This is a genomic window from Luteimonas colneyensis (genome assembly GCF_014836665.1).
GTDB classification, from domain to species: domain Bacteria; phylum Pseudomonadota; class Gammaproteobacteria; order Xanthomonadales; family Xanthomonadaceae; genus Luteimonas; species Luteimonas colneyensis.
Genome location: NZ_JACSQJ010000006.1, coordinates 99,974 through 121,579 on the forward strand (window position 1 = coordinate 99,974; position 21,606 = coordinate 121,579).

Consider the following 21,606-nt stretch of genomic DNA (forward strand, 5'->3'; position numbering starts at 1 on the left):
CGTGGAGAATCGGGCGGGTTCCGGTCGGGGGAGGTCCTGGTGCCGGTGCACTGAAACCCATCACCGGAGCCAGCCTTTGGACGCGTTCCTCGCAACCCTCAACGGCCTCATCTGGAGCAAGGCGCTGATCGCGCTCTGCCTCGGCGCGGGCCTCTATTTCTCGATCCGCACCCGCTTCATGCAGCTGCGCCACGTGCCGGAAATGATCCGGCTGCTGCTGTCGGGCAAGTCCTCGCAGGCCGGCGTATCGTCCTTCCAGGCGCTGGCTATTTCGCTGTCGGGCCGGGTGGGCATCGGCAACATCGCAGGCGTCGCCACCGCCATCGCGTTCGGCGGCCCGGGCGCCGTGTTCTGGATGTGGGTGATGGCCTTCCTCGGCGCGTCCACGTCCTACATCGAGTCGACCCTGGCGCAGATCTACAAGGAGAAGGACGACGACGGCCGCTACCGCGGCGGCCCGGCGTACTTCATCGACAAGGCGATGGGCCAGAAGTGGTACGCATGGCTGTTCGCGGTCGTCACCATCGTCGCCACCGGCTTCTTCCTGCCCGGCGTGCAGGCCAACGGCATCGCCGCGGGCCTGGACAACGCCTGGAGCGTACCGCCCACCGTCACCGCCGCCGGCGTCGTGCTGGCGCTGGGCTTCATCATCTTCGGCGGCGTCAAGCGCATCGCCCGCTTCGCCGAGTTCGTGGTGCCGTTCATGGCACTGGCCTACATGCTGGTCGCCTTCGTCATCATGGTGCTCAATGCCGAACAGGTGCCGGCGATGGTCTCGCTGATCTTCAGCAGCGCCTTCGGCATGGAGGCCGGCTTCGGCGCGATGCTGGGCCTCGCGGTGGAATGGGGCGTCAAGCGCGGCATCTATTCCAACGAGGCCGGACAGGGCACCGGTCCGCATGCCGCCGCCGCCGCCGAGGTCTCGCACCCGGCCAAGCAGGGCTACGTGCAGGCGTTCTCGATCTACGTCGACACGCTGCTGGTGTGCTCGGCGACGGCGTTCATGATCCTGTCCACGGGCATGTACAACGTGGCCTCGCCCGAGGGCGCCATGCTGGTCGAGGCGCTGCCCGGCATCGAAGCGGGGCCGGGCTTCGCCCAGGCCGCGGTGGAATCGGTCATGCCCGGATACGGAGCGGGCTTCGTGGCGCTGGCCCTGCTGTTCTTCGCCTTCACCACGATCATCGCCTACTACTACATGGCGGAAACCAACATCGCCTACATCAACCGCAAGGTGCATCGTCCCTGGATGACGCTGGCGCTGCGCGTGTTCATCCTGCTCGCCGTGGTCCTGGGCTCGGTGCGCTCGGCCGGCGCGGCGTGGACGCTGGGCGACATCGGCGTTGGGCTGATGGCCTGGCTCAACATCGTCGCCATCCTGATCCTGCAGAAGCCGGCCCTGCTGGCCCTGCGTGATTACGAGCGACAGAAGAAGGAAGGCAAGGATCCGGAGTTCGATCCCGTAGCGCTCGGGATCCGCAATGCGGCCTTCTGGGAACGCAGGAAGGACTGACATGGCGAAGGCCGGCTCCACCGACGAGATCCGCTTGCACGGCTTCAATGCCGTGCAGGCCGTGTTCGCGCGCCGCCCGGAGACGATCCGCAAGGTCTACCTCGCCGAGGCGCTGATCCCGCGGCTGCAGCCGCTGCTGAAGTGGTGCGTGGCCAACCGCGTCGGTTATCGGGTGGTGGAGGAGGACGACCTGCGCCGCCTCGCGGCCAGCAGCCACCACGAGGGCGTGGTCGCCGACGTGCTGCGCGAGGCGCCTCTTCCGCTCACCGCCTGGCTGCGCGACCTGGCCGAAGGCCCGGCCTGCGCGCTGTGGCTCGACGGCGTGGGCAATCCGCACAACCTCGGCGCGATCCTGCGCTCGGCGGCGAACTTCGGCGCCGCCGTGCTGCTGCCCAAGCATTCGCCGCTGCAGCTCTCCGGCGCCGCGGCCCGCGTGGCCGAGGGCGGCGCCGAGGCGGTGCCGATGGTGCGCCTGGGGCGCGAGGACAACGCCATCGCGCAGCTGCGCGGGGCCGGCTTCGGCCTGGCGGCCACGGTGGTGGACGGGGGCGACGACGCCTTTGCCGCCGCGCTGCCGTCGCGGCTGGTCTACATCCTGGGCAACGAGGGCGAGGGCATGTCGCCGGCGCTGGCCGAGGCCTGCGACCTTCGTCTTTCCATCCCCGGCACCGGCGCGGTGGAGAGCCTCAACGTCGCGGCGGCGACGGCGGTGCTGCTGGCGCAGTGGTACCGCGCGCAGTGACCGCGCCCGCCTGGCCGGGACCGGCTGGCCGACTGCTGCCCACGACGACCTGGATCCTGGCCGCGCTGTATGCGGCCACGGGCGTCCTCGCCATGTGGCTGCTGTCGCCGCGCGTTCCCTATGCGGACGGATGGCGCCACCTCGCGCGCTACCTGGAGCTGTCGTTCCCGGCCGACGTCCTCACCCCCGACAACGGCCACCACGAACTCCTTCCCAACCTGGTGCGCGTGCTCGACCTGCGCCTGTTCGACGCCGGCCAGGGGTTCCAGGTGCTGGTCGGCATCGCGCTGGCACTGGCCACGCTGCTGGTCTACTGGCGTGGAATCCGCGGACAGCCGGACGCGGCGCGGCGCGCGGGCGGGCTGCTCGCGATCGCGCTGGGGCTGTTCTGGCTGGGCAACATCCGCGCGCTGGCCCATGGCAACGAGTCGGTGCATGCGTACTGCGTGACCCTGTTCCTGGCGATCGGGCTGCACGCGCTGGTACGCGCGCGGGGAGCGGCCGAAGGCGCGGTGGCCGCGGCCGCCTGCGGCCTGGCGGCGAGCTTCTCGTTCGGCAGCGGGTTCGCGTGCTTCGCCGCCTTCGCCCTGGTGCTGCTGCTGCGGCGTTCGGGGGCGCGTGCGTGGATCGCGCTCGCCGCCGGAGCGGTGCTCTCGCTGTTGCTGCTGCACTTCGCCGGTGGCACCGGCGGTGGCGCGCGCCTCGCGCCGCTGCAGCAGTTGCCGATGCTGCTGGCCTGGCTGTCCGGCCCGTCGCTGTACGCGGCCTGGCCGCTGCTCGATCCGCAGCTGGCTTCGGCCCTGCCGCTGGCGGCGGTGGGCGTGCCTGCGCAGGCGGTGGCGACGGAGTACGAGGCGGCCTTCGGACCGGCGATCGCCGGGCCCTGGCCGCAGCAGCTCGTCGGCCTCCTGGGCCTGGCATGGATGGCATGGCTGGCCTGGCGTGCCTGGTCCACGCGCAGCGCGGCGATGCTGGCGGGGCTTGGCACCGCGGGCTTCGCCGTCGCGGTGGGAATGATGATCGTGCTGGTCCGGCTGGACTACTTCCATGCCCACCCCGACCAGCTGCTGGCGCCGCGCTACGTGGTCTGGTCGAGCCTGTTCTGGGCCGGCCTGCTGCTGGCGGCCGTCGCCGGAAACACGCGGCGGACGCGTGCTCCGATGGCGACCGCGCTGGTGGCCCTGCTGCTGCTGCCCAGCCATGTGTGGATGGGCATGCTCGGCCAGCGCATGGGCGATGTCGCGGCCGAGGCCGCACTGGCGGCGACAGTGGGCGTGGTCGAGCCCGGATTCGACCTCGGCGAAACGCCGATCGGCGAGCTGGCGGCGGCGCTGCCGGTGGTCCGTGCAGCGGGCGTGGCCGTCTTCGCGTGGCCCGAGTCGGCCTGGCTGGAGCGGGAGTGGCCGGCCGGAGAGCCCAGGCTGTCGGCGATGGAGGGGGTGGAGGTCGAGCCGGTGGACAACCTCCTCGGCGATGAAGGCCGGCGCCTGCGCTTCGCGACGGAGGCTCCGTGCGGACGTCTCCTGCTGCTGGACGCCGGCAATCGGGTGGCCGGCCTGGCCACCCGCAGGCGCGATGGATCCTGGATCGGCTGGATGACCGGCCGCGGGCCGCTGCCCGCGGAGGTCGCCGCCTGCGCGCCCCCGCTGCGCTGAGCGGCGACGCCAGGGACTATTCCGCGGCGGGCGCAGCCGGCGTACTGCCGAAATCTCCTTCCGCGTCCGCGGCGAGATAGGCGAACACCGCGTACGCCGCGGCGTTCTGGGCCAGCGCTTCCGGGTCGATCTTGTCGAGCGTGTCGTCCGGCGTGTGGTGCAGGTCGAAGTAGTCGGTGCCGTCCTGGCCCAGCCAGGCCCAGGTGGCGCCGGCGCGGGAGATGCCGATCACGTCCGGGCCGGGGCCGCCTTCGTCGGAGCGTTCGATGCCCAGCGGCGCCAGCGCCTCTGCGATGCGTGCCTCGGCGGCCTCGGCATGGGCCGGGGCCCCGGTGTTGAAGGCATAGATGCGGCCGGCGCCGAAGTCGCTTTCGGCCACCAGCTGGTGGCGCGCCACGTCGGCGCCGTGCTGCTTCGCGTAGGCGGATCCGCCGTGCAGGCCCTGCTCCTCGTTGGCAAAGGCCACCACGCGGATGCTGCGCGCCGGGCGCTGCGGGAGCCGCGCGATGTGCACGGCGGCGGCCATGGTGATGCCGATGCCGGCGGCATCGTCGACGGCACCGGTGCCGAGATCCCAGGAGTCGAGGTGGCCGCCGATCAGCACGACCTCGTCGGGGCGGCTGGCGCCGGTCATCTCGCCGATCACGTTCTGCGAGGTGTATTCGCCGTCCCAGCCGCAGTCGAGCGCCAGGCGCAGGCGCACCGTGCCGCGCGCGAGCAGGCGGGCCAGCTGGTCGGCGTCGGGCACCGAGAGCGCCGCGGACGGCACCGGTTCCAGGCCCTCGTCGAAGCGGGTGATGCCGGTGTGCGGATTGCGATGCGAATCGGTGCCCGCCGAGCGCATCACGAAGCCGATGGCACCGGCGCGGATCGCCGCCGACGGGCCGCGGCTGCGCACGCGCGAGCCGGGGCCGTAGCCGCTGCCGTCGCGGGCGCGCTCCATGCGGTAGTCGACGAAGGCGATCCTGCCGGCCAGCGAGCCCGCGGGTGCGGCCTCGAGCGCGGCGAGGTCGGCGAAGCGCACCACCTCGGCCTCGATCGTGCCGGCGGGGCTGCCGCCCAGCGCGGTCAGCGCCAGCGGCTGCGCGTTCGCGCCCAGCACCTCGGCGCGCTCGCCGCGGCGGATCCACTTCGGGAAGGTGACCGGCTCGGTCCAGACGCGGTCGAAGCCGAGTTCGGCGAACTTCGCCTTCGCCCACTCGACCGCGCGTGCGTCGGCCTCGCTGCCGGCCAGGCGCGGGCCGACCTCGGTGGTCAGGGATTCGGTGATGTCCCAGGCCAGGCGGCTGGCCAGCGCGGTCTCGCGCAGCTGCGCCGCCACCGCCATCGAGGTATCGGTGATGCGGGTCTGCGCGTTGCCGTGGACGGTCGCGCCGTGCGCGATGGCGGCGGACGGAAGGGCCGCGGCGATCGCGGTGGCGAGCAGGATCGGGACCAGGCGCATGGATTCAGCCGCAGGAAAGCAAAGGGGCCGCGAGCTTAGCAAGCCGCGGCCCCGTGCCGATGTGCAACAGGTCCTGCCCCGCGGGGCAGGACCGCATGCCTCAGCGCTTCAGCGAATCCCGGATCTCGCGCAGCAGCAGCACGTCCTCGCTGGGCTCGGCGGGTGCTTCCGGCGCGGCTTCTTCCTTGCGGTTGAGGCGGTTGATCGCCTTGACCACCATGAAGATCGCGAACGCCACGATGATGAACTGGATCAACGCGTTGAGGAACGTGCCGTAGCCGATCTGCACCGCGGGCACCACCTCGCCGGCGGCGTCGACGCTCGCCTGCTTCAGCGTGATCGCCAGGTCGGAGAAATCCACCCCGCCGATGAGCAGGCCGATCGGCGGCATGATCACGTTGTCGACCAGCGCGGTGACGATCTTGCCGAAGGCCGCGCCGATGACCACGCCCACGGCGAGGTCGATGACGTTGCCGCGCATCGCGAACTCCTTGAACTCACCCATCATGCCCATCGCGGTCTCCTTGTCGTGGAAGTGGCGCGGCTAGCCTACACGCGCCGGGGCGATCCGGCATCGCAGCACGATGGCGTCGTCCAGGCGCGCCTCGCAGGCGTCGCCCGGCGACAGCGCGGCGACGCCGGCGGGCGTGCCCATGAAGACCAGGTCGCCGGCGCGCAGCGCGTAGAGCTTCGAAAGCTCGTGCAGGATGTCCGGCACGTCCCAGATGAGGTCGGACAGCGGGGCGGCCTGGCGCTCGGCACCGTTGACGCGGAGCGACAGCCGCCGCGGGGCCAGCTCGCCGATGTCCGCGGCCGGGACCAGCTCGCTCACCGGCGCCGATTCGTCGAAGCCCTTGCCGGTGTCCCAGGGCAGGCCGGCCTTCTTGGCCGCCGCCTGCAGGTCGCGGCGGGTCAGGTCGAGGCCCACGCCATAGCCGAACACCAGGGCCTGTGCGTCGGCCGGGTCGAGCACGCCGTCGGGCGCGTCGCGGCCCAGCGCCACCACCATTTCGACCTCGTGGTGCAGGTCGGCGGTGGCCGGCGGATAGCGCACCTCGCCGCCGGTCACGATGGCGTCGGCGGGCTTGGTGAAGAACACGGGGCTGCCGCGCTCGGCCTTCGATGCCGGCGCCTGCGCGCCCATCTCGCGGGCGTGGTCGGCAAAGTTGCGGCCCACGCAGTACACGCGGCGCACGGGAAAGTGGCCGCCACCGCGCACGGGCACGCGGATCGGCTCCGGCGCGGGGATCACGTCGGTCATCGGGGTCTCCGGAAGGCGCGGGGCGCTCAGTAGGGCAGGGTGTGCGCCGGCTTGTCGACCACGCGGTACTCGGCGTCGACGATGCGGCCCGGGCGGGCCTGCGCTGCGGGACGGCGGCTCAGCAGGCGGCGCGCGAGGCCAAGCGCGAGCATCGCCGTGCCGACCACGACGCCGACCACGAGCAGCACGGCCAGCAGGGCCAGGCCGAGCAGGCCCACGGCCAGGCGCGCCAGCGGATGCCGGGGCTTGCGCGGCGCGAACAGGGCGCCGAACTGGCTGGCATCGAAGCGGGCGTGGGCGCTGCGGAAGGTGCGGTTGATCATGCGGTAGTGCCAGAATGTGAAGCAATGGTGATGAGCGAGTATCGGGCCGATGCCAGCGAAAGATGTAAGTGAAGCGTTAACCGGCGACCCCGCGGCGCCGCTGCTGGCGCTCGACGCACTGCCTGCCGGCGGCTTCGCCGAGGCCGAGGGGCCGGTCGACGGCGTCATGGAATCGCTGGTGCTGCACCGCGATGCCGGCGGTGCCGTTCGCGCCTGGCTCAACGTCTGTCCGCACGCGGGCCGCCGCCTGGACTGGGCGCCGGGGAAGTTCCTGGTGTCGAAGGAGGGGCTGCTGGTGTGCGCGGTGCACGGCGCCAGCTTCGAGACCACCGGCGGCGTGTGCGAGGCGGGGCCCTGCCGCGGCGAGTCGCTGCGCGCGGTGGCCGTCGACGTGCGCGACGGCGCGGTCTGGCTGGCCTGATCAGAAGATCAGGTTGACCATCGACACCACGACGACCAGGTAGGTGATCGACAGCGCGCTGCCCACGCGCCACAGGTCGCGCGCCGAGTAGTCGGCGGGGCCGGTCACCATCGACACCACCGGGTTCGACGCGGTCACGAGGTTGTTCGAGGCGGCCAGCGCCACGACCAGCGCGAAGGCGGTCGGGTCGCCGCCGGCAGCCAGCGCCAGGTTGATCGCCAGCGGCACCATCACGATGGTCGCGCCGACGTGGCTGATCACCAGCGAGAACGCCGAGGTGAGCGCCGCCACGGTGAACTGGATCACCCAGACCGGCAGTCCATCCGGCAGCTCCTCGATCGTGTGCCCCGCGATCCAGGCCGCGGCGCCGCTGGTGTCCATGGCCCAGCCCAGCGGGATCAGGCAGGCCATCAGGAACACCGTCTTCCAGCTGATCGCCGAATAGGCCTCGTCCATCTTCAGCACGCCGCAGACCAGCATGCCGGCCACGCCGGTCATCAGCGCGATCGAGGTCGGCAGGTCCGAACCCAGCGCCACCAGGATGGTGACGGCGAAGATCGCCATCGCCACCTTGAACTTGTGCGGACGCTGCTCGCCCTTGGGAAAGTCGGTGACCACGACGAAGTCGCGGTTCGCGGCGGTCTGCGCCAGGTCCTGCCAGATGCTGTGCAGCACCAGCATGTCGCCGGCGCGCAGCGGCAGGTTGCGGACGTCGTCGCGCAGCACTTCCTTGTCGCGGTTCACCGCCAGCAGGCTGATGCCGTAGTTCTTGCGCATCGCGAGCTCGGCGGCGCTCTTGCCGATGAACTTCGACGTCGGCGGCACCACGGCTTCGGAGATGCCGGCGCGGCTGGGGTTGAACAGGTCGCCGAACTCGCGCAGGCGCGTGGACATGCGCAGCATGTTGTTCTGCGCGAAGTCGGCCACCTGCTGCCGCGGGCCCATCGCGCCGATCACGCTGCCGACCCAGATCCGGGCGTCACCGGGGGGCGCCAGGCGGGAGTCGTTGCCGGTCTTCAGCGCCAGCAGCAGCGGGGCGCCATGCAGGGTTTCCGCCTCGCCCAGGGCCATGCCCACCAGCGGGCTGTCGGCGCTGACGGTGAGTTCGAACACGTCACCCTCGATGCCGTAGGCGCGCGCGAAGTAGCTCTGGGTGCGCGCGGGCGTGACGCTGCCGTCGCTTTCGCCGCCGCCGCCCAGCAGGCGGTCGCCGAAGAAGTGGAAGTAGGCCAGTGCGATCACCAGCAGGGTCAGGCCGATCGGCAGCGGCGCGAACATCGGCAGCGGCTCGAGCGTGGCCACGCCGGAGGGCAGGTTGGCGTTGGCCGCCACCATCAGGTCGTTGAGCAGGATCAGCGGCGAGTTGCCGACCATGGTCAGCGAGCCGCCCATGATGATCGCGGCGCAGATCGGCAGCAGGAAGCGCGACAGCCGCAGGCCGGTGCGCGAGGCCAGGCGCGAGGCCACCGGCAGGTACAGTGCCATCACCGCCGGGTTCTGCATGAACGAGGAGTTGAGGCCGGCGATCGCCGAGGTGTAGAGCAGCAGCCGCTTCTCCGCGCCCTTCGAGCGCCGCAGCAGCCAGGCCGCCAGCCGGTTCAGTGCGCCGGTGCGGTCCAGGCCGGTGCCCAGGATCATGGTCGCGATGATGCTGATCACCGCGTTGGACGAGAAGCCGCTGAAGATGTCCTCGGCCGCGACCAGGCCGGTCAGGCCCAGCACCACCAGCACCACCAGGGCCACGAGGTCGGCGCGCACGCGCTCGAACAGGAACAGCACCATCACCAGCGCGACCAGCCCGAGCACGAGCTTCATGTCGGTGGTGAGGGCCAGCGTCTCCATGTCCTGCGTCTAGTCCCCGGTGTTGGCGTCGGGCCTGCCGTCGTCGGGCACCCTGTCGTAGAGCAGGTCCCACACCCCGTGGCCGAGGCGCTGGCCGCGGCTTTCGAAGTGCGTCTGCGGACGCCATCCGGGCCTCGGCACGTGCCCGCGCGGGCCGGCGCGGTTGGCGAGCCCCGGCGTGGCCTCGAGCACGTCCCACATCTGCTCCGCATAGTCCTGCCAATCGGTGGCGAGGTGCAAGCGGCCATCGGGTGCGAGCTTGCGCACCAGCAGCGCGGCGAACGCGGGGTTCACCAGGCGCCGCTTGTTGTGGCGCTTCTTGTGCCAGGGATCGGGGAAGTAGATGCGGACTTCGTCCAGGCTGCCGTCGGCGACTTCGTTCTCCAGCACTTCGACGGCGTCATGGTGGTAGAGGCGGACGTGGTCGCTGCCGTCCTCGGCCAGTGCGTTGAGCAGGCGGCCGACGCCGGGCGCGTGCACTTCGATGCCGATGTGGTCGCGGCCGGGATCGTTCGCCGCCGAGAAACGCAGCGCCTCGCCGTTGCCGAAGCCGATCTCAAGGATGCGCGGCGCGGCGCGCCCGAAGGCGGCGTCGAAGTCGCGCGGGGTGCCGGCATAGTCGAGGCCGAAGCGCGGCCACAGCGCGTCGAAAGCGCGCTGCTGCGCCGGCGTGAACCGCCCCTGGCGCAGCACGAAGCTGCGCACCCGGCGCACGCCGTCCTCGACGGTGAAGGGCTTCGGCGGTGCCTTCGAGCCCGGGCTGGAGAACGGATCGGTCATCCGGCGGCCGTGGCCATCAGCCGACCAGGCCGTCGATCGGCGAGGAGGCGCTGGCGAAGCGCTTGCGCGGGATGCGGCCGGCGCGGAAGGCGGCACGGCCGGCCTCGACCGCGAGCTTCATCGCGTGGGCCATCAGCACCGGCTCGCGCGCGCCGGCGATGGCGGTGTTCATCAGCACGCCGTCGCAGCCCAGCTCCATCGCGACCGCGGCGTCGGACGCCGTGCCCACGCCGGCATCGACGATGATCGGCACCTTCGCGTTGTCGACGATCTCCAGCAGGCTCCACTTGTTCTGGATGCCGAGGCCCGAGCCGATCGGCGCGGCCAGCGGCATCACCGCCACGCAGCCGATCTCCTCCAGCTGCTTCGCCAGGATCGGGTCGTCGGAGGTGTAGACCATGACGTCGAAGCCGTCGGCGACCAGCAGCTCGGCGGCCTTCAGGGTCTGCACCACGTCGGGGTAAAGCGTTTTCTGGTCGCCCAGCACTTCCAGCTTCACCAGCTTGCGGCCGTCGAGCAGCTCGCGGGCCAGGCGCAGGGTGCGCACGGCCTCGTCGGCGGTGTAGCAGCCGGCGGTGTTGGGCAGGATGGTGTAGCGGTCTGGCGGCAGCACGTCGAGCAGGTTGGGCTCGCCCGGGTCCTGGCCGATGTTGGTGCGGCGGATCGCGACGGTCACGATCTCCGCCGCCGCGGCCTCGGTGGCGCGGCGGGTCTCGTCGAGGTCTTTGAACTTGCCCGTGCCCGTGAGCAGGCGGGACCGGTAGCGCGTGCCGGCGATGACAAGGGTGTCGTCGCCGAAGATGTCTTGGCTGGTCATTGCGCCATTATTGCGCAAGTTCGGCGTTCAGCCGCCCCCGAGCGCGTGCACGATCTCGATGCGGTCGCCGTCCTTCAGCGCGTGTTCGGCGTGCAGGCTGCGCGGCACGATGGCGCCGTTCACCTCCACCGCGACCTTGCGCCCGCCCAGGCCGCTGGATTCAAGCAGTGCGAGCACGGTGCAGGGGCCGGGCAGGGCCTGCGGCTCGCCGTTGAGGATGATGTCCATGGCGGACATTGTCGCCCGCCCCCGCCGGGAATGCATGTCCGCGCGCGGGCATGCCGCAGTGCACATTGAGCGCGGCGGCCGCGGCGTGGAACGATGTCCGGTCGCTGTCCGGCGCCCCGCGCCCGGATGGTCCATCGCAGAGGAGCCTCCATGTCGAAGTCCCGCACCGTCCGCACCGCGCTCGCCGCCGCCCTGGCGCTCGCGGTCCTGCCCGCCGCCGCCCACGACCAGCCGTTCTCCGGCACGGTGTTCTTCGGCGACAGCCTGACCGACGCCGGCTACTTCCGGCCCCTGCTGCCGCCGAACGTGCAGGCGGTCACCGGCCAGTTCACCACCAACCCGGGCCTGGTCTGGTCGCAGTGGCTGGCCGAGCACTACGGCACCCAGGCGCGCCCCAACGGCAACGGCCAGACCGGCGACAACCATGCAGCGGGCGGCGCCCGCAACGGCGTCGACGTCACCGGCGCGCTGGGCTTCACGCCCTCGCTGGCCACCCAGGCCGCGGGCTATCTCGCCGCCAACGGCGGCCGGGCCGATCCCGATGCGCTGTACACGGTCTGGGGCGGCAACAACGACCTGTTCGCGGTCGTCGCCGATCCCGGCAACGCCCAGGCGATCATCGGCGGCGCGGTGGGCGCGCAGGTCGGGATCATCGGCGGCCTGCAGGCGGCCGGCGCGCGCTACGTGCTGGTGCCGAACATCCCGGACCTTGGCCTGACGCCGTCGTTCCGCGCCCAGGGTCCGGCCGCCGCCGCCCAGGGCACCGCGCTGGCCACCGGCTACAACCAGGCCCTGTTCTCCACGCTGGCCAGCAACGGCCTGGCCGTGATCCCGGTCGACACCTTCGCCTTCCTGCGCGAGGTGGCCGCCGATCCGGCGCAGTTCGGGATCGCCAACGTCACCGGCACCGCCTGCATGCCGCAGATCACCGCGCAGTCGCTCACCTGCAATCCCACCAGTCTGGTCAGCCCGGACGCGCCGCAGACCTATCTGTTCGCCGACGGCGTGCACCCGGCCAGCGGCGCGCACGTGGCGCTGGCCGACCTGGCCATCGCCGCCATCGAGGGCCCGCGCCAGATGGCGGTGCTGCCGCATTCCGCGGCGGCCACGGGACGCAATCGCGCCCAGCGCGTCGGCGCCCACGTCTCGAACCGCGGCGACGCGGAGGGATCGCGCTGGTGGGCCGACCTGCGTGGCGACTTCCAGCGCTACGCCCACGGCGACCACTACGACGGCACCGGCCCGGCGCTGCTGGTCGGCATGGACTGGGGCGGCGACGGCCTGGCCTATGGCGGTTTCATCGGCTATGGCGTGCAGGGCAACGACTGGGGCAGCCGCCGCGGCAACTGGGACCAGTCCGAGGCCTCGATCGGCGGCTACATCGGCTGGTCCGCGGAGTCGGGCGGCTGGATCAACGCCCAGCTCAGCTATACCAGCCTCGACTTCGACATCGAGCGCCAGGTGCCGCTGGGCCCGGCGCTGCGCACGCACGGCGGCTCCACCGACGGCAGCAGCGTGGCGCTGGCGGTGCAGGGCGGGTGGCAGTTCGGCGACGGCGCGCTGCGCCACGGGCCGGTGCTGGGCGTGGTCGCGCAGCGGGTCGAGGTCGACGGCTTCGCCGAAAGCGATCCCGGCCTGTCGACGTCGCTGGCCTATCTCGACCAGGAGTTCGATTCGACGGTCGGCAGCGCCGGCTGGCAGCTGTCCTACGCCATCCACGACACCCTGGCGCCGTACGCGCGCGTGACCATCGACCGCGAATTCGAGGACGAGGCCGCGCAGGCCTTCGCGCGCTCGCAGTCGATCGCCGGCTCGCTGCCGTACGCGGTGCCCGGGGTGGAGTACGACCAGTCCTGGACCACGCTGACCTTCGGCGCGCGCACGAAGCTGTTCGGCCTGGACGCCGACATCGGCGCCAGCGTCAACAGCGGGCAGAAGGGCGGCAAGCATTCCATGGTGTTCGCCAGCGTCGGCGCCGGCTTCTGAGCCATGGCCGCCGCGCGGCCATCGTGGCCGCGCGGCGTTTGCCAAACCCGGCGGCCGCGCCCTAGACTGGCTGCCTCGCGCGGGCGTAGTTCAATGGTAGAACTGCAGCTTCCCAAGCTGCTAGCGTGGGTTCGATTCCCATCGCCCGCTCCATCTCCCGAAGGTCTTCCATGGGATCGGCATGAGTGCGGCCTTCCATGGGCTTCCCTATCATTCCCGGCTCAACCGTCCGAGGAATGACCATGAAGCACCTGACCGTCCTGCTCGTCGCCCCCGTGCTCGCACTGGGGCTGTCCGGCGCCGCCCACGCGGATGAGCGTCCCGACCACTTCGAAGGCGAGCGGGCCGCCACGCTGGACGAGGCGCTGGCGCACCTGTCCACGTACAACGCGCAGCTGCAGGCCATCCTGGCCAAGGACGAGCTGGGTCCCGAGGACACCGCGAAGATCCACGAGCTGACCTATACGCTCGAGAACGCGCTGCAGAAGATCGACTCCGAGGTGGACGCGATGGCGGAGGCGCTGGAAGAGGTGCACGTGGCGTCCGAGCGCTTCGAGGTCGACACCGTGCGGGCGCAGGGCCGCAGGTACCTGGACGCGTCCTCGAAGCTGGCTCCGTAACCACCCGGCGAATCCCCGATGAAGTTCGCGATCCTGTCGCGCAACACCCGGCTGTACTCCACGCGACGCCTGGTCGAGGCGGCGCGCCGGCGCGGGCACAGCGTCCGCGTGCTCGATCCGCTGCGCTGCTACATGCGCATCGGCAAGGACGGCTTCGCGCTCCATTACAAGGGACAGTCGCTGGCCGGCTTCGGCGCGGTGATCCCGCGCATCGGGGCTTCGATCAACCGCTACGGCAACGCCGTGCTGCACCAGTTCGAGCTGATGGGCTGCCACACGCCCAACCCCTCGTCGGCGATCGCGGCGGCACGCGACAAGCTGCGCTGCCACCAGCTGCTGGCGGCGCAGGGCATCGACATGCCGGTCACCGTGTTCGGCGACAACCCCGACGACACCGACGACCTGCTGGCGATGCTGGGTCCGCCGCCGCACGTGATCAAGCTCACCGAGGGCAGCCAGGGGCGCGGGGTGATGCTGACCGAGAAACCGTCGGCCTCGCGCGGCGTAGTCGACGCGCTGCGCGGGCTGTACGCGACCTTCCTGCTGCAGGAGTTCATCGCGGAGGCCGGCGGCGCCGACATCCGCTGCCTGGTGGTCGGCGACCGGGTGGTGGCGGCCATGCGCAGGCAGGCGCCGGACGGGGATTTTCGCGCCAACCTGCACCGGGGCGGGGTGGCCGAGGCCTTCGACCTGGATCCGGAGGCGGCCGAGGTCGCCGTACGGGCGGCCAGGGTGCTGGGGCTGGGGGTGGCCGGGGTCGACCTGATCCTGTCCGCGCGCGGGCCGCTGGTCCTCGAGGTGAACGCCTCGCCGGGGCTGGAGGGCATCGAGCGTTCCACAGGTGTCGATGTGGCCGGCCTGATCGTCGAGTTCGTTGCAGCGGGCGCCGCAGGGGGCGGCATGAAATCCCGGACCCGCGTGAGGCGGCGTGCGCGAACGAAAGATTAACGCCTGGGTTAACGGCTGTTTAATCAAGGCGCGGTTAGCGTGGCCCGACCGAAATTCCTCGCGGACTTCCGGATCTCTCCAGTCGTCGGTCTTGGATTGCGGTCATCGGGGCAATACTCTTCGGCCCGGGCGAAGTCCTCGCCCGGGCCATTTTGTATCCGTGCGTCTCCGGCGTTTGTGCAGGGAGTCATGCGCAGGCAGAATCGGACGACATGCCCCCCACGGCATTGTTCGCCCGCATGCAACGTCCACACTGTCCTGCGAGGGTTTAAATGTACAAGCTCATGGTTCTGGCACTTTTTGCACTGCTGCTCCCGGCCACGGCGATGGCCACCATTGATTCCGGCGGCCAGGCCTTCAAGCCCGACAAGGGTCTCGACCTCACCGCCTCCTTCGGCGAACAGCGCACGGCCATCAACAAGGCCCTGTCGGACGGCGAGACCTACAGCGAGCTCCAGCCCGCCGACCTGCGCGTCGTGCAGGATTCGCTTGGCCGCATCTCGACCCTGCTCGGCGATGCTCAGACCATCGACCAGATGTCGCCGGACGCAAAGGTCGAGCTGTTCAACGAACAGGAAAAGGTCAACACGCTCCTGGTCCAGGCGCACAAGGACAGCCGCATGATCTGCAGGCGCGAGAAGCCTACGGGTTCACACCGCCCCACCACGCTGTGCCTGACCGTGGCCGAGCGCCGCCGCCAGCGCGAGGCGGCCAATGATTTCTTCCGCTACAACCCCAGGGCTGAAGGCCCGAACAATCAGTCCTTCTGACCAGGAGCCTGCATGCGCATACTCGTCATCGAAGACAACCAGGACATCGCCGCCAACCTCGGCGACTACCTGGAGGACCGTGGCCACACCGTCGACTTCGCCGCCGACGGGGTGACCGGCCTGCACCTGGCCGTGGTCCATGACTTCGACGCCGTGGTGCTGGACCTGAACCTCCCGGGCATGGACGGCATCGAGGTCTGCCGCAAGCTTCGCAACGAGGCCCGCAAGCAGACCCCGGTGCTCATGCTCACCGCCCGCGACAGCCTGGACAGCAAGCTGGCGGGCTTCGACTCGGGCGCCGACGACTACCTGATCAAGCCGTTCGCGCTGCAGGAGGTCGAAGTCCGGCTCAACGCCCTGGCGCGCCGCGGCAAGGGCGTGCAGACGCGCGTGCTCGAGGTCGCCGACCTCGAGTACAACCTCGACACCCTCGAGGTGCGGCGCGCCGGCAAGCTGGTGCAGCTCAATCCCACGGCGCTGAAGATCCTGCAGTCGCTGATGGAGGCGTCGCCGGCGGTGGTCACCCGCCAGGAGCTCGAGACCCGGGTCTGGGGCGAGGAGCTGCCCGATTCGGACAGCCTGCGCGTGCACATCCACGGACTGCGGGCGGTGATCGACAAGCCGTTCCCGACCCAGCTCGTGCAGACCCGCCATGGCATCGGATACCGCATCGCCGCGCCAGATGCCTCAAGCTGAAGCCGCGCCGTCCGCGCCCAAGGGGCTCGGGCGGCGTCGGTACCGCCGCAGGCTGCGCAGCCGCATCATCCTCTCGTTCGCCCTGCTGGGCCTCGGCCTGACGGCGATGTTCGCCATCGCCGCGGCCTACGTCGGCGCGGTGGTCGAGGACCAGGCCGTCGGCACGGTGCTGAAGGAGAACCTCGACGACTACGCCGAGCGCTTCTACCAGGACCAGACCGCGCAGCTGTCGCCGCTGGGCAGCGTGCGCGCCTATGTGTTCGGTCCCGACAAGTGGCACAACGCGCAGGCGGACTGGATCCCGCTGGAATCCGGCGTCTACAACATGAACGGCATCGAGGACGGCGAGCCCTTCGTCTACCGGCTGGTGGTCAAGAAGGACCCGGACTACTGGTTCTTCGTCGCCCAGGACATGACCAGCACCGCCGAGGTGCGCGCGCGCATCAAGCTGATCCTGATCGCCGCCGTCGTGCTGTTCACCGTGCTTGCCGGGATCATCGGCTGGTGGTCGGCCTCGCGAGTGATGCGGCCGGTCTCGGAGCTGGCCAACCTGCTGGGCGCGTCCGACGACAGCGCGCGGCCGGTGGCGCTGGCGCCGCACTTTCCCGACGACGAGGTCGGTGAGCTGGCGACCGCGCTCGACGACTACGCCGCGCGCCTGACCGAGGTCGTGCAGCGCGATCGCGAGTTCAACGCCGACGTCAGCCACGAGCTGCGCACGCCGCTGGCGGTGATCAAGGGCGCGGTCGAGCTGCTGCTGTCGCGGCCGGGGCTGGACGACAAGACGCTCGCGCGCCTGCAGCGCATCCAGCGTGCCGAGGCGCAGTGCACCGACCTGATCAGCGCCCTGCTGCTGCTGTCGCGGGCCGAGCGCGGCCACGGCAATACCGATGTCTACCGCGTCGCCGAGCAGTTGCTCGAGGCGCATCGTCCCCAGCTGGGCGCCAAGGCGCTGGAGCTGTGCCTGGAAGGCGAGCCCGGTCGCCTGGTGGTGGACGCGCCGGAGGCGGCGGTCTCGGTGGCGCTGGGCAACCTGATCGGCAACGCCGTGAAGTACACCACCGCCGGCACGGTGGTCGTCCGCCTGCACGAGCGCGCGGTCGACGTCATCGATTCGGGCCCGGGCCTCAGCGCCGAGGACGCCGCGCACCTGTTCGAGCGCGGCTATCGCGGCAGCCACGCCGAGCACACGCACGGCGGCGGCATCGGCCTGTCGATCGTGCGCCGGCTGTGCCGCCTCTACCAGTGGCGGGTGCGCGTGGTGCCGGGCGCGGAGCGCGGCGTGGTGGCCACGCTGCGCTTCGATGTCGAGGGCGACGAGGCCGGGACGGGCTGAGCGCCCCGGCCAGGGGCTCAGCCGCGCAGCGGCTCCAGCCAGCCGTGGCGGTCGGGCGTGCGGCCGTCGAACAGTCCGAAGAAGAGCTCCTGCAGGCGCAGGGTCACCGGTCCGGCGCGGCCGGCGCCGACCTGGCGACCGTCGACCGAGCGGATCGGAGTGATCTCGGCGGCGGTGCCGCACATGAACAGCTCGTCGCAGAGATACAGGTACTCGCGCGGCAGGTCGCGTTCGACCACGGCGATGCCGGCATCGCGGGCGAGGCGGATGATCGAGTCGCGGGTGATGCCGTTGAGCAGCGCCGCGCTCACCGGCGTGGTGTGCAGGGCGCCGTCGAAGACCAGGAACAGGTTTTCGCCCGCGCCCTCGCTGAGCAGGCCCGTCGACGCCAGCGCGATGCCTTCGCCGAAGCCCAGGCGGCGCGCCTCGCGCGCGACCAGCTGGCCGGACAGGTAGTTGCCGCCGGCCTTGGCGCCGGCGGGGATGGTGTTGGGCGCGAAGCGCTGCCAGCTCGAGACGCAGGCGTCGATGCCTTCGGTCAGCGCGCCCTCGCCCAGATAGGGACCCATGTGCCAGGACGCCACGGCGACGTCGATCGGCGTTTCCGCGCTCAGTCCAAAGCCGCCGAGGCCGCGCCACGCCACCGGGCGCAGGTAGGCCTGCCGCAGCTCGTTGCGGCGCACCACCTCGTGGCAGGCGGCGTCGAGCTCCTCGGGCGTGTACGGGATCGCCATGTCGTAGATGCGCGCGGAGGCGAACAGGCGGCGGGTGTGGTCCTGCAGGCGGAAGATCGCGCTGCCGCCGGGAGTGGCGTAGGCGCGGATGCCCTCGAACACCGACGAGCCGTAGTGGAGACCGTGCGACATGACATGCGTGGTGGCTTCGGCCCAGGGCTTGATGCCGCCGTTGTGCCAGATCCATTCGGGGTACTGCATGGCGCCGCTCCGTTCCGGTGGAGGGCCATTGTGCCGCACCGGCTCAGAGCGAGATCCACCAGCAGTCCATGTGCCGGCGCAGGCTGAAGGTGGTGGTGGACGGCGTGATGCCGTCGGACAGCACCTGGTCGATGCGCAGCGCGACCGGCCGCCGCGGCGCCGGCGGGGCAGGGGGCGGTGGCAGGGTGCTGCTGGTCGTACCGGTGACGAGCGCCGGCAGCGTTGCCGGCCCGGCGGGGGCGGCGGCTGCAGTGGGTGCCATGTCCGGCGAAGGGACGACGATGGTCCGCGCCGGCCGCAGCGCGGTGACGTTGAGCAGGGGACGGCGCGCGATCGCGTCCAGCCGCTCCAGTACCGCATAGCCGTTGCGATGACCCATTCCCGCCCAGTGGTAGCTGCGTGCCAGCCAGTTGGTGTCGCGGGCGTCGATCGCCGAGGTCACCTCGAAGATCAGGTCCTGCAGGCGACGCGAGCAGCCGCCGCGGTAGCGCGGCCCGATGCCCTGGGAAAGGCCGTCGCCGGCGTGGGGCCGGGTCTCGACCGCGCCCAGCGTGGCGCAGCTGCGGTCGGTGTACACGGTGCCGCCGTCGGGCGTCGTGCAGCGGCGGACCTGGGCTCCGGCGGGAGCGGGCAGCAGGAGGGCGATCGCCACCGCCGCCAGCAGCGAGGCGGCCAGGACGGGGTGGCGCGGGTACGGCATCCGCCAAGGGTACCGCGACGGCTGCCCCTGCGGCGCGCCGGGCGCGGCCTCAGCCCAGCCGTTCGAGCACGGCGGCCGTCGGCCGGGCGAGGTTGAGGGTGTAGAAATGCAGGCCCGGGGCACCGCCTTCGACCAGCCGCCGGCACAGGCCGGCGACGAAATCCGCGGCGAGTTCGCGGACGCTGTCCGCGTCGTCGCCGTAGGCCGCCATGCGCTTGCGCAGCCAGCGCGGGATTTCCGCGCCGCAGGCGTCCGAGAAGCGCTTCAGCTGGCTGAAGTTCGAGATCGGCATGATGCCGGGGACGATCGGCACCTCGACCCCGAGCGCGCGGGCCTCGTCGACGAAGCGGAAATAGGCGTCGGCGTTGTAGAAGTACTGCGTGATCGCCCCGTCCGCGCCGGCGTCGACCTTGGCCTTGAAGTGGCGCAGGTCGGCCAGCGCGTCCTCGGCCTGCGGATGTGTTTCCGGATAGCAGGCGACCTCGATGTGGAAGCAGTCGCCGTGCTCGGCGCGGATGAAGGCGACCAGGTCGGCGGCGTGGCGGAATTCGCCGGGATGGCCCATGCCGGAAGGCAGGTCGCCGCGGAGCGCGACGATGCGGCCGCAGCCCTGCGCGCGATAGCGCTGCAGCAGGGCCGCGATTTCCTCGCGCGTGCCGCCCACGCAGGACAGGTGCGGGGCCGCGGCCAGCCCGTGGTCGTCGATCAGCGCGCGCACGGTGTCGCCGGTGTAGCTGAGCGTCGAGCCGCCGGCGCCGAAGGTGCAGGACACGTACTCGGGCGACCAGGCCTTGAGCCGGGTGGCGGTGCGGCCCAGCTGCGCGCGCTGCTCATCGTTCTTCGGCGGGTAGAACTCGAAGCTGATCGGGATCATGGCGGCCGTGGTGTCGGGAACGGGGTGATGATATCTCTTTATCGCGATGGATATATACGGATTCTCCGGCGGCGACCGGACGGGGCAGCGGAGGCGTCGTCGTCGCGAGGCGGTGGCGAGTCCGCGAAACGCAGGAAGGGCGCCCCGAGGGACGCCCTTCCTGCATCGCGGCAGCCTTGGCCGCTGCCACACCGGCCGCTTCCGCGGGAGCGGCTGAACGGCTCAGTAGCGGTAGTGCTCGGGCTTGAACGGCCCGTCCACCGACACGCCGATGTAGTCGGCCTGCTCCTTCGTCAGCTTCGTCAGCCTCACGCCGATCTTCTCCAGGTGCAGGCGCGCGACTTCCTCGTCGAGCAGCTTGGGCAGGATGTAGACCTTGTTGGCGTACTCGTCCTTCTTCGCCCACAGGTCGATCTGCGCCAGCGTCTGGTTGGCGAACGAGTTCGACATCACGAAGCTCGGGTGGCCGGTAGCGCAGCCCAGGTTCACCAGGCGGCCCTCGGCGAGCAGGAACATCGCGTTGCCGTTGGGCAGGATGAACTTGTCCACCTGCGGCTTGATGTTGACGATCTCCACGCCCGCCAGCGCCTTCAGCGCATCGACCTGGATCTCGTTGTCGAAGTGGCCGATGTTGCAGACGATGGCCTGGTCCTTCATCGCGGTCATGTGCTCGACGCGGATGATGTCCTTGTTGCCGGTGGTGGTGACATAGATGTCGGCCTCGCCCAGGGTGTCCTCGACGGTGGCGACCTCGTAGCCTTCCATCGCCGCCTGCAGGGCGCAGATCGGGTCGATCTCGGTGACGATCACGCGCGCGCCGTAGGCACGCAGCGAGGCCGCGCAGCCCTTACCGACGTCGCCGTAGCCGCAGACCACGGCCACCTTGCCGGCCAGCATCACGTCCAGCGCGCGCTTCAGGCCGTCGGCCAGCGACTCGCGGCAGCCGTAGAGGTTGTCGAACTTGGACTTGGTGACCGAGTCGTTGACGTTGATCGCCGGCACCAGCAGCTTGCCGTCCTGGGCCAGCTGGTAGAGGCGGTGCACGCCGGTGGTGGTTTCTTCGGACACGCCCTTCCACTCGGCGACGACCTTCGTCCAGTAGCCCGGGCGCTCCTTCGCCACGCGCTTGAGCAGGTTCTTGATCACCTGCTCCTCGTGGCTGCCCGAGGGGCTGTTGACGAAGCTCTCGTCGCCCTGCTCGAGCTCGTAGCCCTTGTGGATCAGCAGCGTCACGTCGCCGCCGTCGTCGACCACCAGCTGCGGACCGAGGAAGCCGCCCTGGCCGTCGGGGAAGCTGAGCGCGTCGAGCGTGCAGTCCCAGTACTCCTCGAGCGTCTCGCCCTTCCAGGCGAACACCGGGGTGCCGGTGGCGGCGATGGCCGCGGCGGCGTGGTCCTGGGTGCTGAAGATGTTGCACGAGGCCCAGCGCACGTCGGCGCCGATGTCCTTGAGCGTTTCGATCAGGACCGCGGTCTGGATCGTCATGTGCAGCGAGCCGGTCACGCGCACGCCCTCGAGCGGTGCGGTGGCAGCGTGCTTGCGGCGGATGGACATCAGGCCGGGCATCTCGTGCTCGGCGATGTCGATCTCCTTGCGGCCCCAGTCGGCCAGGGAGATGTCGGCGATCTTGTAGTCGCCTTCGGTGGAAAATGCCCGTTCAGGGCTGGTCTTGGCAACGGCGTTCATCGGGAAGCTCCGGTTTCTGCGCCCGCTCC

Annotated in this window: 22 protein-coding genes and 1 tRNA gene; 11 read left to right on the forward strand and 12 right to left on the reverse strand. The window is 70.8% G+C overall.

The window, feature by feature from the left end:
- The first annotated feature begins 76 nt into the window (after positions 1–76).
- From H9645_RS10985 to H9645_RS10995, 3 genes are read left to right on the forward strand one after another with little or no spacing between them, the layout of a single operon-like run.
- The gene (locus H9645_RS10985; RefSeq protein WP_191729743.1) at positions 77–1,513 is read left to right on the forward strand and encodes an alanine/glycine:cation symporter family protein; all 1,437 of its coding nucleotides are present in this window, start codon (positions 77–79) and stop codon (positions 1,511–1,513) included.
- On the forward strand, positions 1,482–2,255 hold the full coding sequence (locus H9645_RS10990; RefSeq protein WP_191729744.1) for a TrmH family RNA methyltransferase: 774 nt from the start codon (positions 1,482–1,484) through the stop codon (positions 2,253–2,255). The genes H9645_RS10985 and H9645_RS10990 overlap by 32 nt, the downstream gene beginning before the upstream one ends.
- Positions 2,252–3,910 carry a hypothetical protein gene (locus H9645_RS10995; protein WP_191729745.1) on the forward strand — a complete coding sequence of 553 codons (1,659 nt, stop codon included), beginning with the start codon at positions 2,252–2,254 and terminating at the stop codon, positions 3,908–3,910. Before H9645_RS10990 ends, H9645_RS10995 begins: the two co-directional genes overlap by 4 nt.
- Before the next feature lie 16 nt (positions 3,911–3,926).
- Here H9645_RS10995 and H9645_RS11000 read toward each other — a convergent pair whose 3' ends face one another.
- The 4 genes from H9645_RS11000 to H9645_RS11015 form a co-directional block, all read right to left on the reverse strand.
- On the reverse strand, positions 3,927–5,354 hold the full coding sequence (locus tag H9645_RS11000; protein WP_191729746.1) for a M28 family peptidase: 1,428 nt from the start codon (positions 5,352–5,354) through the stop codon (positions 3,927–3,929).
- Positions 5,355–5,454: 100 nt separating this feature from the next.
- The gene (gene mscL, locus H9645_RS11005; protein WP_191729747.1) at positions 5,455–5,868 is read right to left on the reverse strand and encodes a large-conductance mechanosensitive channel protein MscL; all 414 of its coding nucleotides are present in this window, start codon (positions 5,866–5,868) and stop codon (positions 5,455–5,457) included.
- A 30-nt stretch (positions 5,869–5,898) separates the two neighbouring features.
- On the reverse strand, positions 5,899–6,615 hold the full coding sequence (locus H9645_RS11010) for a fumarylacetoacetate hydrolase family protein (protein ID WP_191729748.1): 717 nt from the start codon (positions 6,613–6,615) through the stop codon (positions 5,899–5,901).
- A 26-nt stretch (positions 6,616–6,641) separates the two neighbouring features.
- A complete protein-coding gene (locus tag H9645_RS11015; protein WP_191729749.1) occupies positions 6,642–6,938 on the reverse strand; it encodes a hypothetical protein in 297 nt (98 codons plus the stop codon).
- 49 nt (positions 6,939–6,987) lie between these two features.
- Between H9645_RS11015 and H9645_RS11020 the strand changes: the two genes are divergently transcribed.
- Positions 6,988–7,359, forward strand: coding sequence for a Rieske (2Fe-2S) protein (locus H9645_RS11020; RefSeq protein ID WP_191729750.1), 372 nt, complete (start codon positions 6,988–6,990; stop codon positions 7,357–7,359).
- On the opposite strand, the gene H9645_RS11025 is transcribed toward H9645_RS11020, so the two are convergent.
- Genes H9645_RS11025 through thiS form a run of 4 tightly spaced genes read right to left on the reverse strand, consistent with a single transcriptional unit; the run spans position 7,360 to position 11,026 of the window.
- Entirely contained in the window at positions 7,360–9,201 is a 1,842-nt protein-coding gene (locus H9645_RS11025; RefSeq protein ID WP_191729751.1) for an SLC13 family permease, read from the reverse strand.
- Positions 9,202–9,210: 9 nt separating this feature from the next.
- Positions 9,211–9,981 carry a tRNA (guanosine(46)-N7)-methyltransferase TrmB gene (gene trmB, locus H9645_RS11030; RefSeq protein WP_191729752.1) on the reverse strand — a complete coding sequence of 257 codons (771 nt, stop codon included), beginning with the start codon at positions 9,979–9,981 and terminating at the stop codon, positions 9,211–9,213.
- Positions 9,982–9,997: 16 nt separating this feature from the next.
- The gene (locus H9645_RS11035; RefSeq protein ID WP_191729753.1) at positions 9,998–10,798 is read right to left on the reverse strand and encodes a thiazole synthase; all 801 of its coding nucleotides are present in this window, start codon (positions 10,796–10,798) and stop codon (positions 9,998–10,000) included.
- 27 nt (positions 10,799–10,825) lie between these two features.
- Entirely contained in the window at positions 10,826–11,026 is a 201-nt protein-coding gene (gene thiS, locus H9645_RS11040; RefSeq protein WP_189497258.1) for a sulfur carrier protein ThiS, read from the reverse strand.
- A 150-nt stretch (positions 11,027–11,176) separates the two neighbouring features.
- Between thiS and H9645_RS11045 the strand changes: the two genes are divergently transcribed.
- The 7 genes from H9645_RS11045 (at position 11,177) to H9645_RS11075 (ending at position 17,382) form a co-directional block, all read left to right on the forward strand.
- On the forward strand, positions 11,177–13,012 hold the full coding sequence (locus tag H9645_RS11045) for an autotransporter outer membrane beta-barrel domain-containing protein (protein WP_191729754.1): 1,836 nt from the start codon (positions 11,177–11,179) through the stop codon (positions 13,010–13,012).
- Between the two features lie 79 nt (positions 13,013–13,091).
- Positions 13,092–13,165: transfer RNA gene (locus H9645_RS11050), tRNA-Gly, on the forward strand.
- An 89-nt stretch (positions 13,166–13,254) separates the two neighbouring features.
- Positions 13,255–13,632: a DUF6746 family protein gene (locus H9645_RS11055; protein ID WP_191729755.1), complete on the forward strand. Its 378-nt coding sequence runs from the start codon at positions 13,255–13,257 to the stop codon at positions 13,630–13,632.
- An 18-nt stretch (positions 13,633–13,650) separates the two neighbouring features.
- On the forward strand, positions 13,651–14,580 hold the full coding sequence (rimK, locus tag H9645_RS11060; protein ID WP_191729756.1) for a 30S ribosomal protein S6--L-glutamate ligase: 930 nt from the start codon (positions 13,651–13,653) through the stop codon (positions 14,578–14,580).
- Between the two features lie 272 nt (positions 14,581–14,852).
- On the forward strand, positions 14,853–15,350 hold the full coding sequence (locus H9645_RS11065; RefSeq protein ID WP_191729757.1) for a hypothetical protein: 498 nt from the start codon (positions 14,853–14,855) through the stop codon (positions 15,348–15,350).
- 12 nt (positions 15,351–15,362) lie between these two features.
- Positions 15,363–16,046 carry a response regulator transcription factor gene (locus H9645_RS11070; RefSeq protein ID WP_191729758.1) on the forward strand — a complete coding sequence of 228 codons (684 nt, stop codon included), beginning with the start codon at positions 15,363–15,365 and terminating at the stop codon, positions 16,044–16,046.
- Positions 16,033–17,382, forward strand: coding sequence for a sensor histidine kinase (locus tag H9645_RS11075; protein ID WP_225218198.1), 1,350 nt, complete (start codon positions 16,033–16,035; stop codon positions 17,380–17,382). Before H9645_RS11070 ends, H9645_RS11075 begins: the two co-directional genes overlap by 14 nt.
- A 17-nt stretch (positions 17,383–17,399) precedes the next feature.
- Here H9645_RS11075 and H9645_RS11080 read toward each other — a convergent pair whose 3' ends face one another.
- The 4 genes from H9645_RS11080 to ahcY form a co-directional block, all read right to left on the reverse strand.
- Complete coding sequence (locus tag H9645_RS11080; protein ID WP_191729760.1) at positions 17,400–18,317, reverse strand: branched-chain amino acid transaminase; 918 nt, start codon at positions 18,315–18,317, stop codon at positions 17,400–17,402.
- 43 nt (positions 18,318–18,360) lie between these two features.
- Positions 18,361–19,017: a DUF4124 domain-containing protein gene (locus H9645_RS11085; protein ID WP_191729761.1), complete on the reverse strand. Its 657-nt coding sequence runs from the start codon at positions 19,015–19,017 to the stop codon at positions 18,361–18,363.
- A 49-nt stretch (positions 19,018–19,066) separates the two neighbouring features.
- Positions 19,067–19,891, reverse strand: a complete 825-nt coding sequence (gene metF / locus H9645_RS11090) for a methylenetetrahydrofolate reductase [NAD(P)H] (protein WP_191729762.1) — start codon at positions 19,889–19,891, stop codon at positions 19,067–19,069.
- A 222-nt stretch (positions 19,892–20,113) separates the two neighbouring features.
- Entirely contained in the window at positions 20,114–21,577 is a 1,464-nt protein-coding gene (ahcY, locus tag H9645_RS11095) for an adenosylhomocysteinase (RefSeq protein WP_191729763.1), read from the reverse strand.
- Between the last annotated feature and the right edge of the window lie 29 nt (positions 21,578–21,606).

What these genes read in the sequence shown, in the direction of transcription:
- H9645_RS10990 (WP_191729744.1), top strand. Translation starts at nt 1,482, where the DNA reads ATGCGGCCTTCTGGGAACGCAGGAAGGACTGACATGGCGAAGGCCGGC.
- H9645_RS11000 (WP_191729746.1), bottom strand. Translation starts at nt 5,354, where the DNA reads ATGCGCCTGGTCCCGATCCTGCTCGCCACCGCGATCGCCGCGGCCCTT.
- mscL (WP_191729747.1), bottom strand. Translation starts at nt 5,868, where the DNA reads ATGGGCATGATGGGTGAGTTCAAGGAGTTCGCGATGCGCGGCAACGTC.
- H9645_RS11010 (WP_191729748.1), bottom strand. Translation starts at nt 6,615, where the DNA reads ATGACCGACGTGATCCCCGCGCCGGAGCCGATCCGCGTGCCCGTGCGC.
- H9645_RS11015 (WP_191729749.1), bottom strand. Translation starts at nt 6,938, where the DNA reads ATGATCAACCGCACCTTCCGCAGCGCCCACGCCCGCTTCGATGCCAGC.
- H9645_RS11020 (WP_191729750.1), top strand. Translation starts at nt 6,988, where the DNA reads ATGCCAGCGAAAGATGTAAGTGAAGCGTTAACCGGCGACCCCGCGGCG.
- H9645_RS11025 (WP_191729751.1), bottom strand. Translation starts at nt 9,201, where the DNA reads ATGGAGACGCTGGCCCTCACCACCGACATGAAGCTCGTGCTCGGGCTG.
- trmB (WP_191729752.1), bottom strand. Translation starts at nt 9,981, where the DNA reads ATGACCGATCCGTTCTCCAGCCCGGGCTCGAAGGCACCGCCGAAGCCC.
- H9645_RS11035 (WP_191729753.1), bottom strand. Translation starts at nt 10,798, where the DNA reads ATGACCAGCCAAGACATCTTCGGCGACGACACCCTTGTCATCGCCGGC.
- thiS (WP_189497258.1), bottom strand. Translation starts at nt 11,026, where the DNA reads ATGGACATCATCCTCAACGGCGAGCCGCAGGCCCTGCCCGGCCCCTGC.
- H9645_RS11045 (WP_191729754.1), top strand. Translation starts at nt 11,177, where the DNA reads ATGTCGAAGTCCCGCACCGTCCGCACCGCGCTCGCCGCCGCCCTGGCG.
- H9645_RS11055 (WP_191729755.1), top strand. Translation starts at nt 13,255, where the DNA reads ATGAAGCACCTGACCGTCCTGCTCGTCGCCCCCGTGCTCGCACTGGGG.
- rimK (WP_191729756.1), top strand. Translation starts at nt 13,651, where the DNA reads ATGAAGTTCGCGATCCTGTCGCGCAACACCCGGCTGTACTCCACGCGA.
- H9645_RS11065 (WP_191729757.1), top strand. Translation starts at nt 14,853, where the DNA reads ATGTACAAGCTCATGGTTCTGGCACTTTTTGCACTGCTGCTCCCGGCC.
- H9645_RS11070 (WP_191729758.1), top strand. Translation starts at nt 15,363, where the DNA reads ATGCGCATACTCGTCATCGAAGACAACCAGGACATCGCCGCCAACCTC.
- H9645_RS11075 (WP_225218198.1), top strand. Translation starts at nt 16,033, where the DNA reads ATGCCTCAAGCTGAAGCCGCGCCGTCCGCGCCCAAGGGGCTCGGGCGG.
- H9645_RS11080 (WP_191729760.1), bottom strand. Translation starts at nt 18,317, where the DNA reads ATGCAGTACCCCGAATGGATCTGGCACAACGGCGGCATCAAGCCCTGG.
- H9645_RS11085 (WP_191729761.1), bottom strand. Translation starts at nt 19,017, where the DNA reads ATGCCGTACCCGCGCCACCCCGTCCTGGCCGCCTCGCTGCTGGCGGCG.
- metF (WP_191729762.1), bottom strand. Translation starts at nt 19,891, where the DNA reads ATGATCCCGATCAGCTTCGAGTTCTACCCGCCGAAGAACGATGAGCAG.
- ahcY (WP_191729763.1), bottom strand. Translation starts at nt 21,577, where the DNA reads ATGAACGCCGTTGCCAAGACCAGCCCTGAACGGGCATTTTCCACCGAA.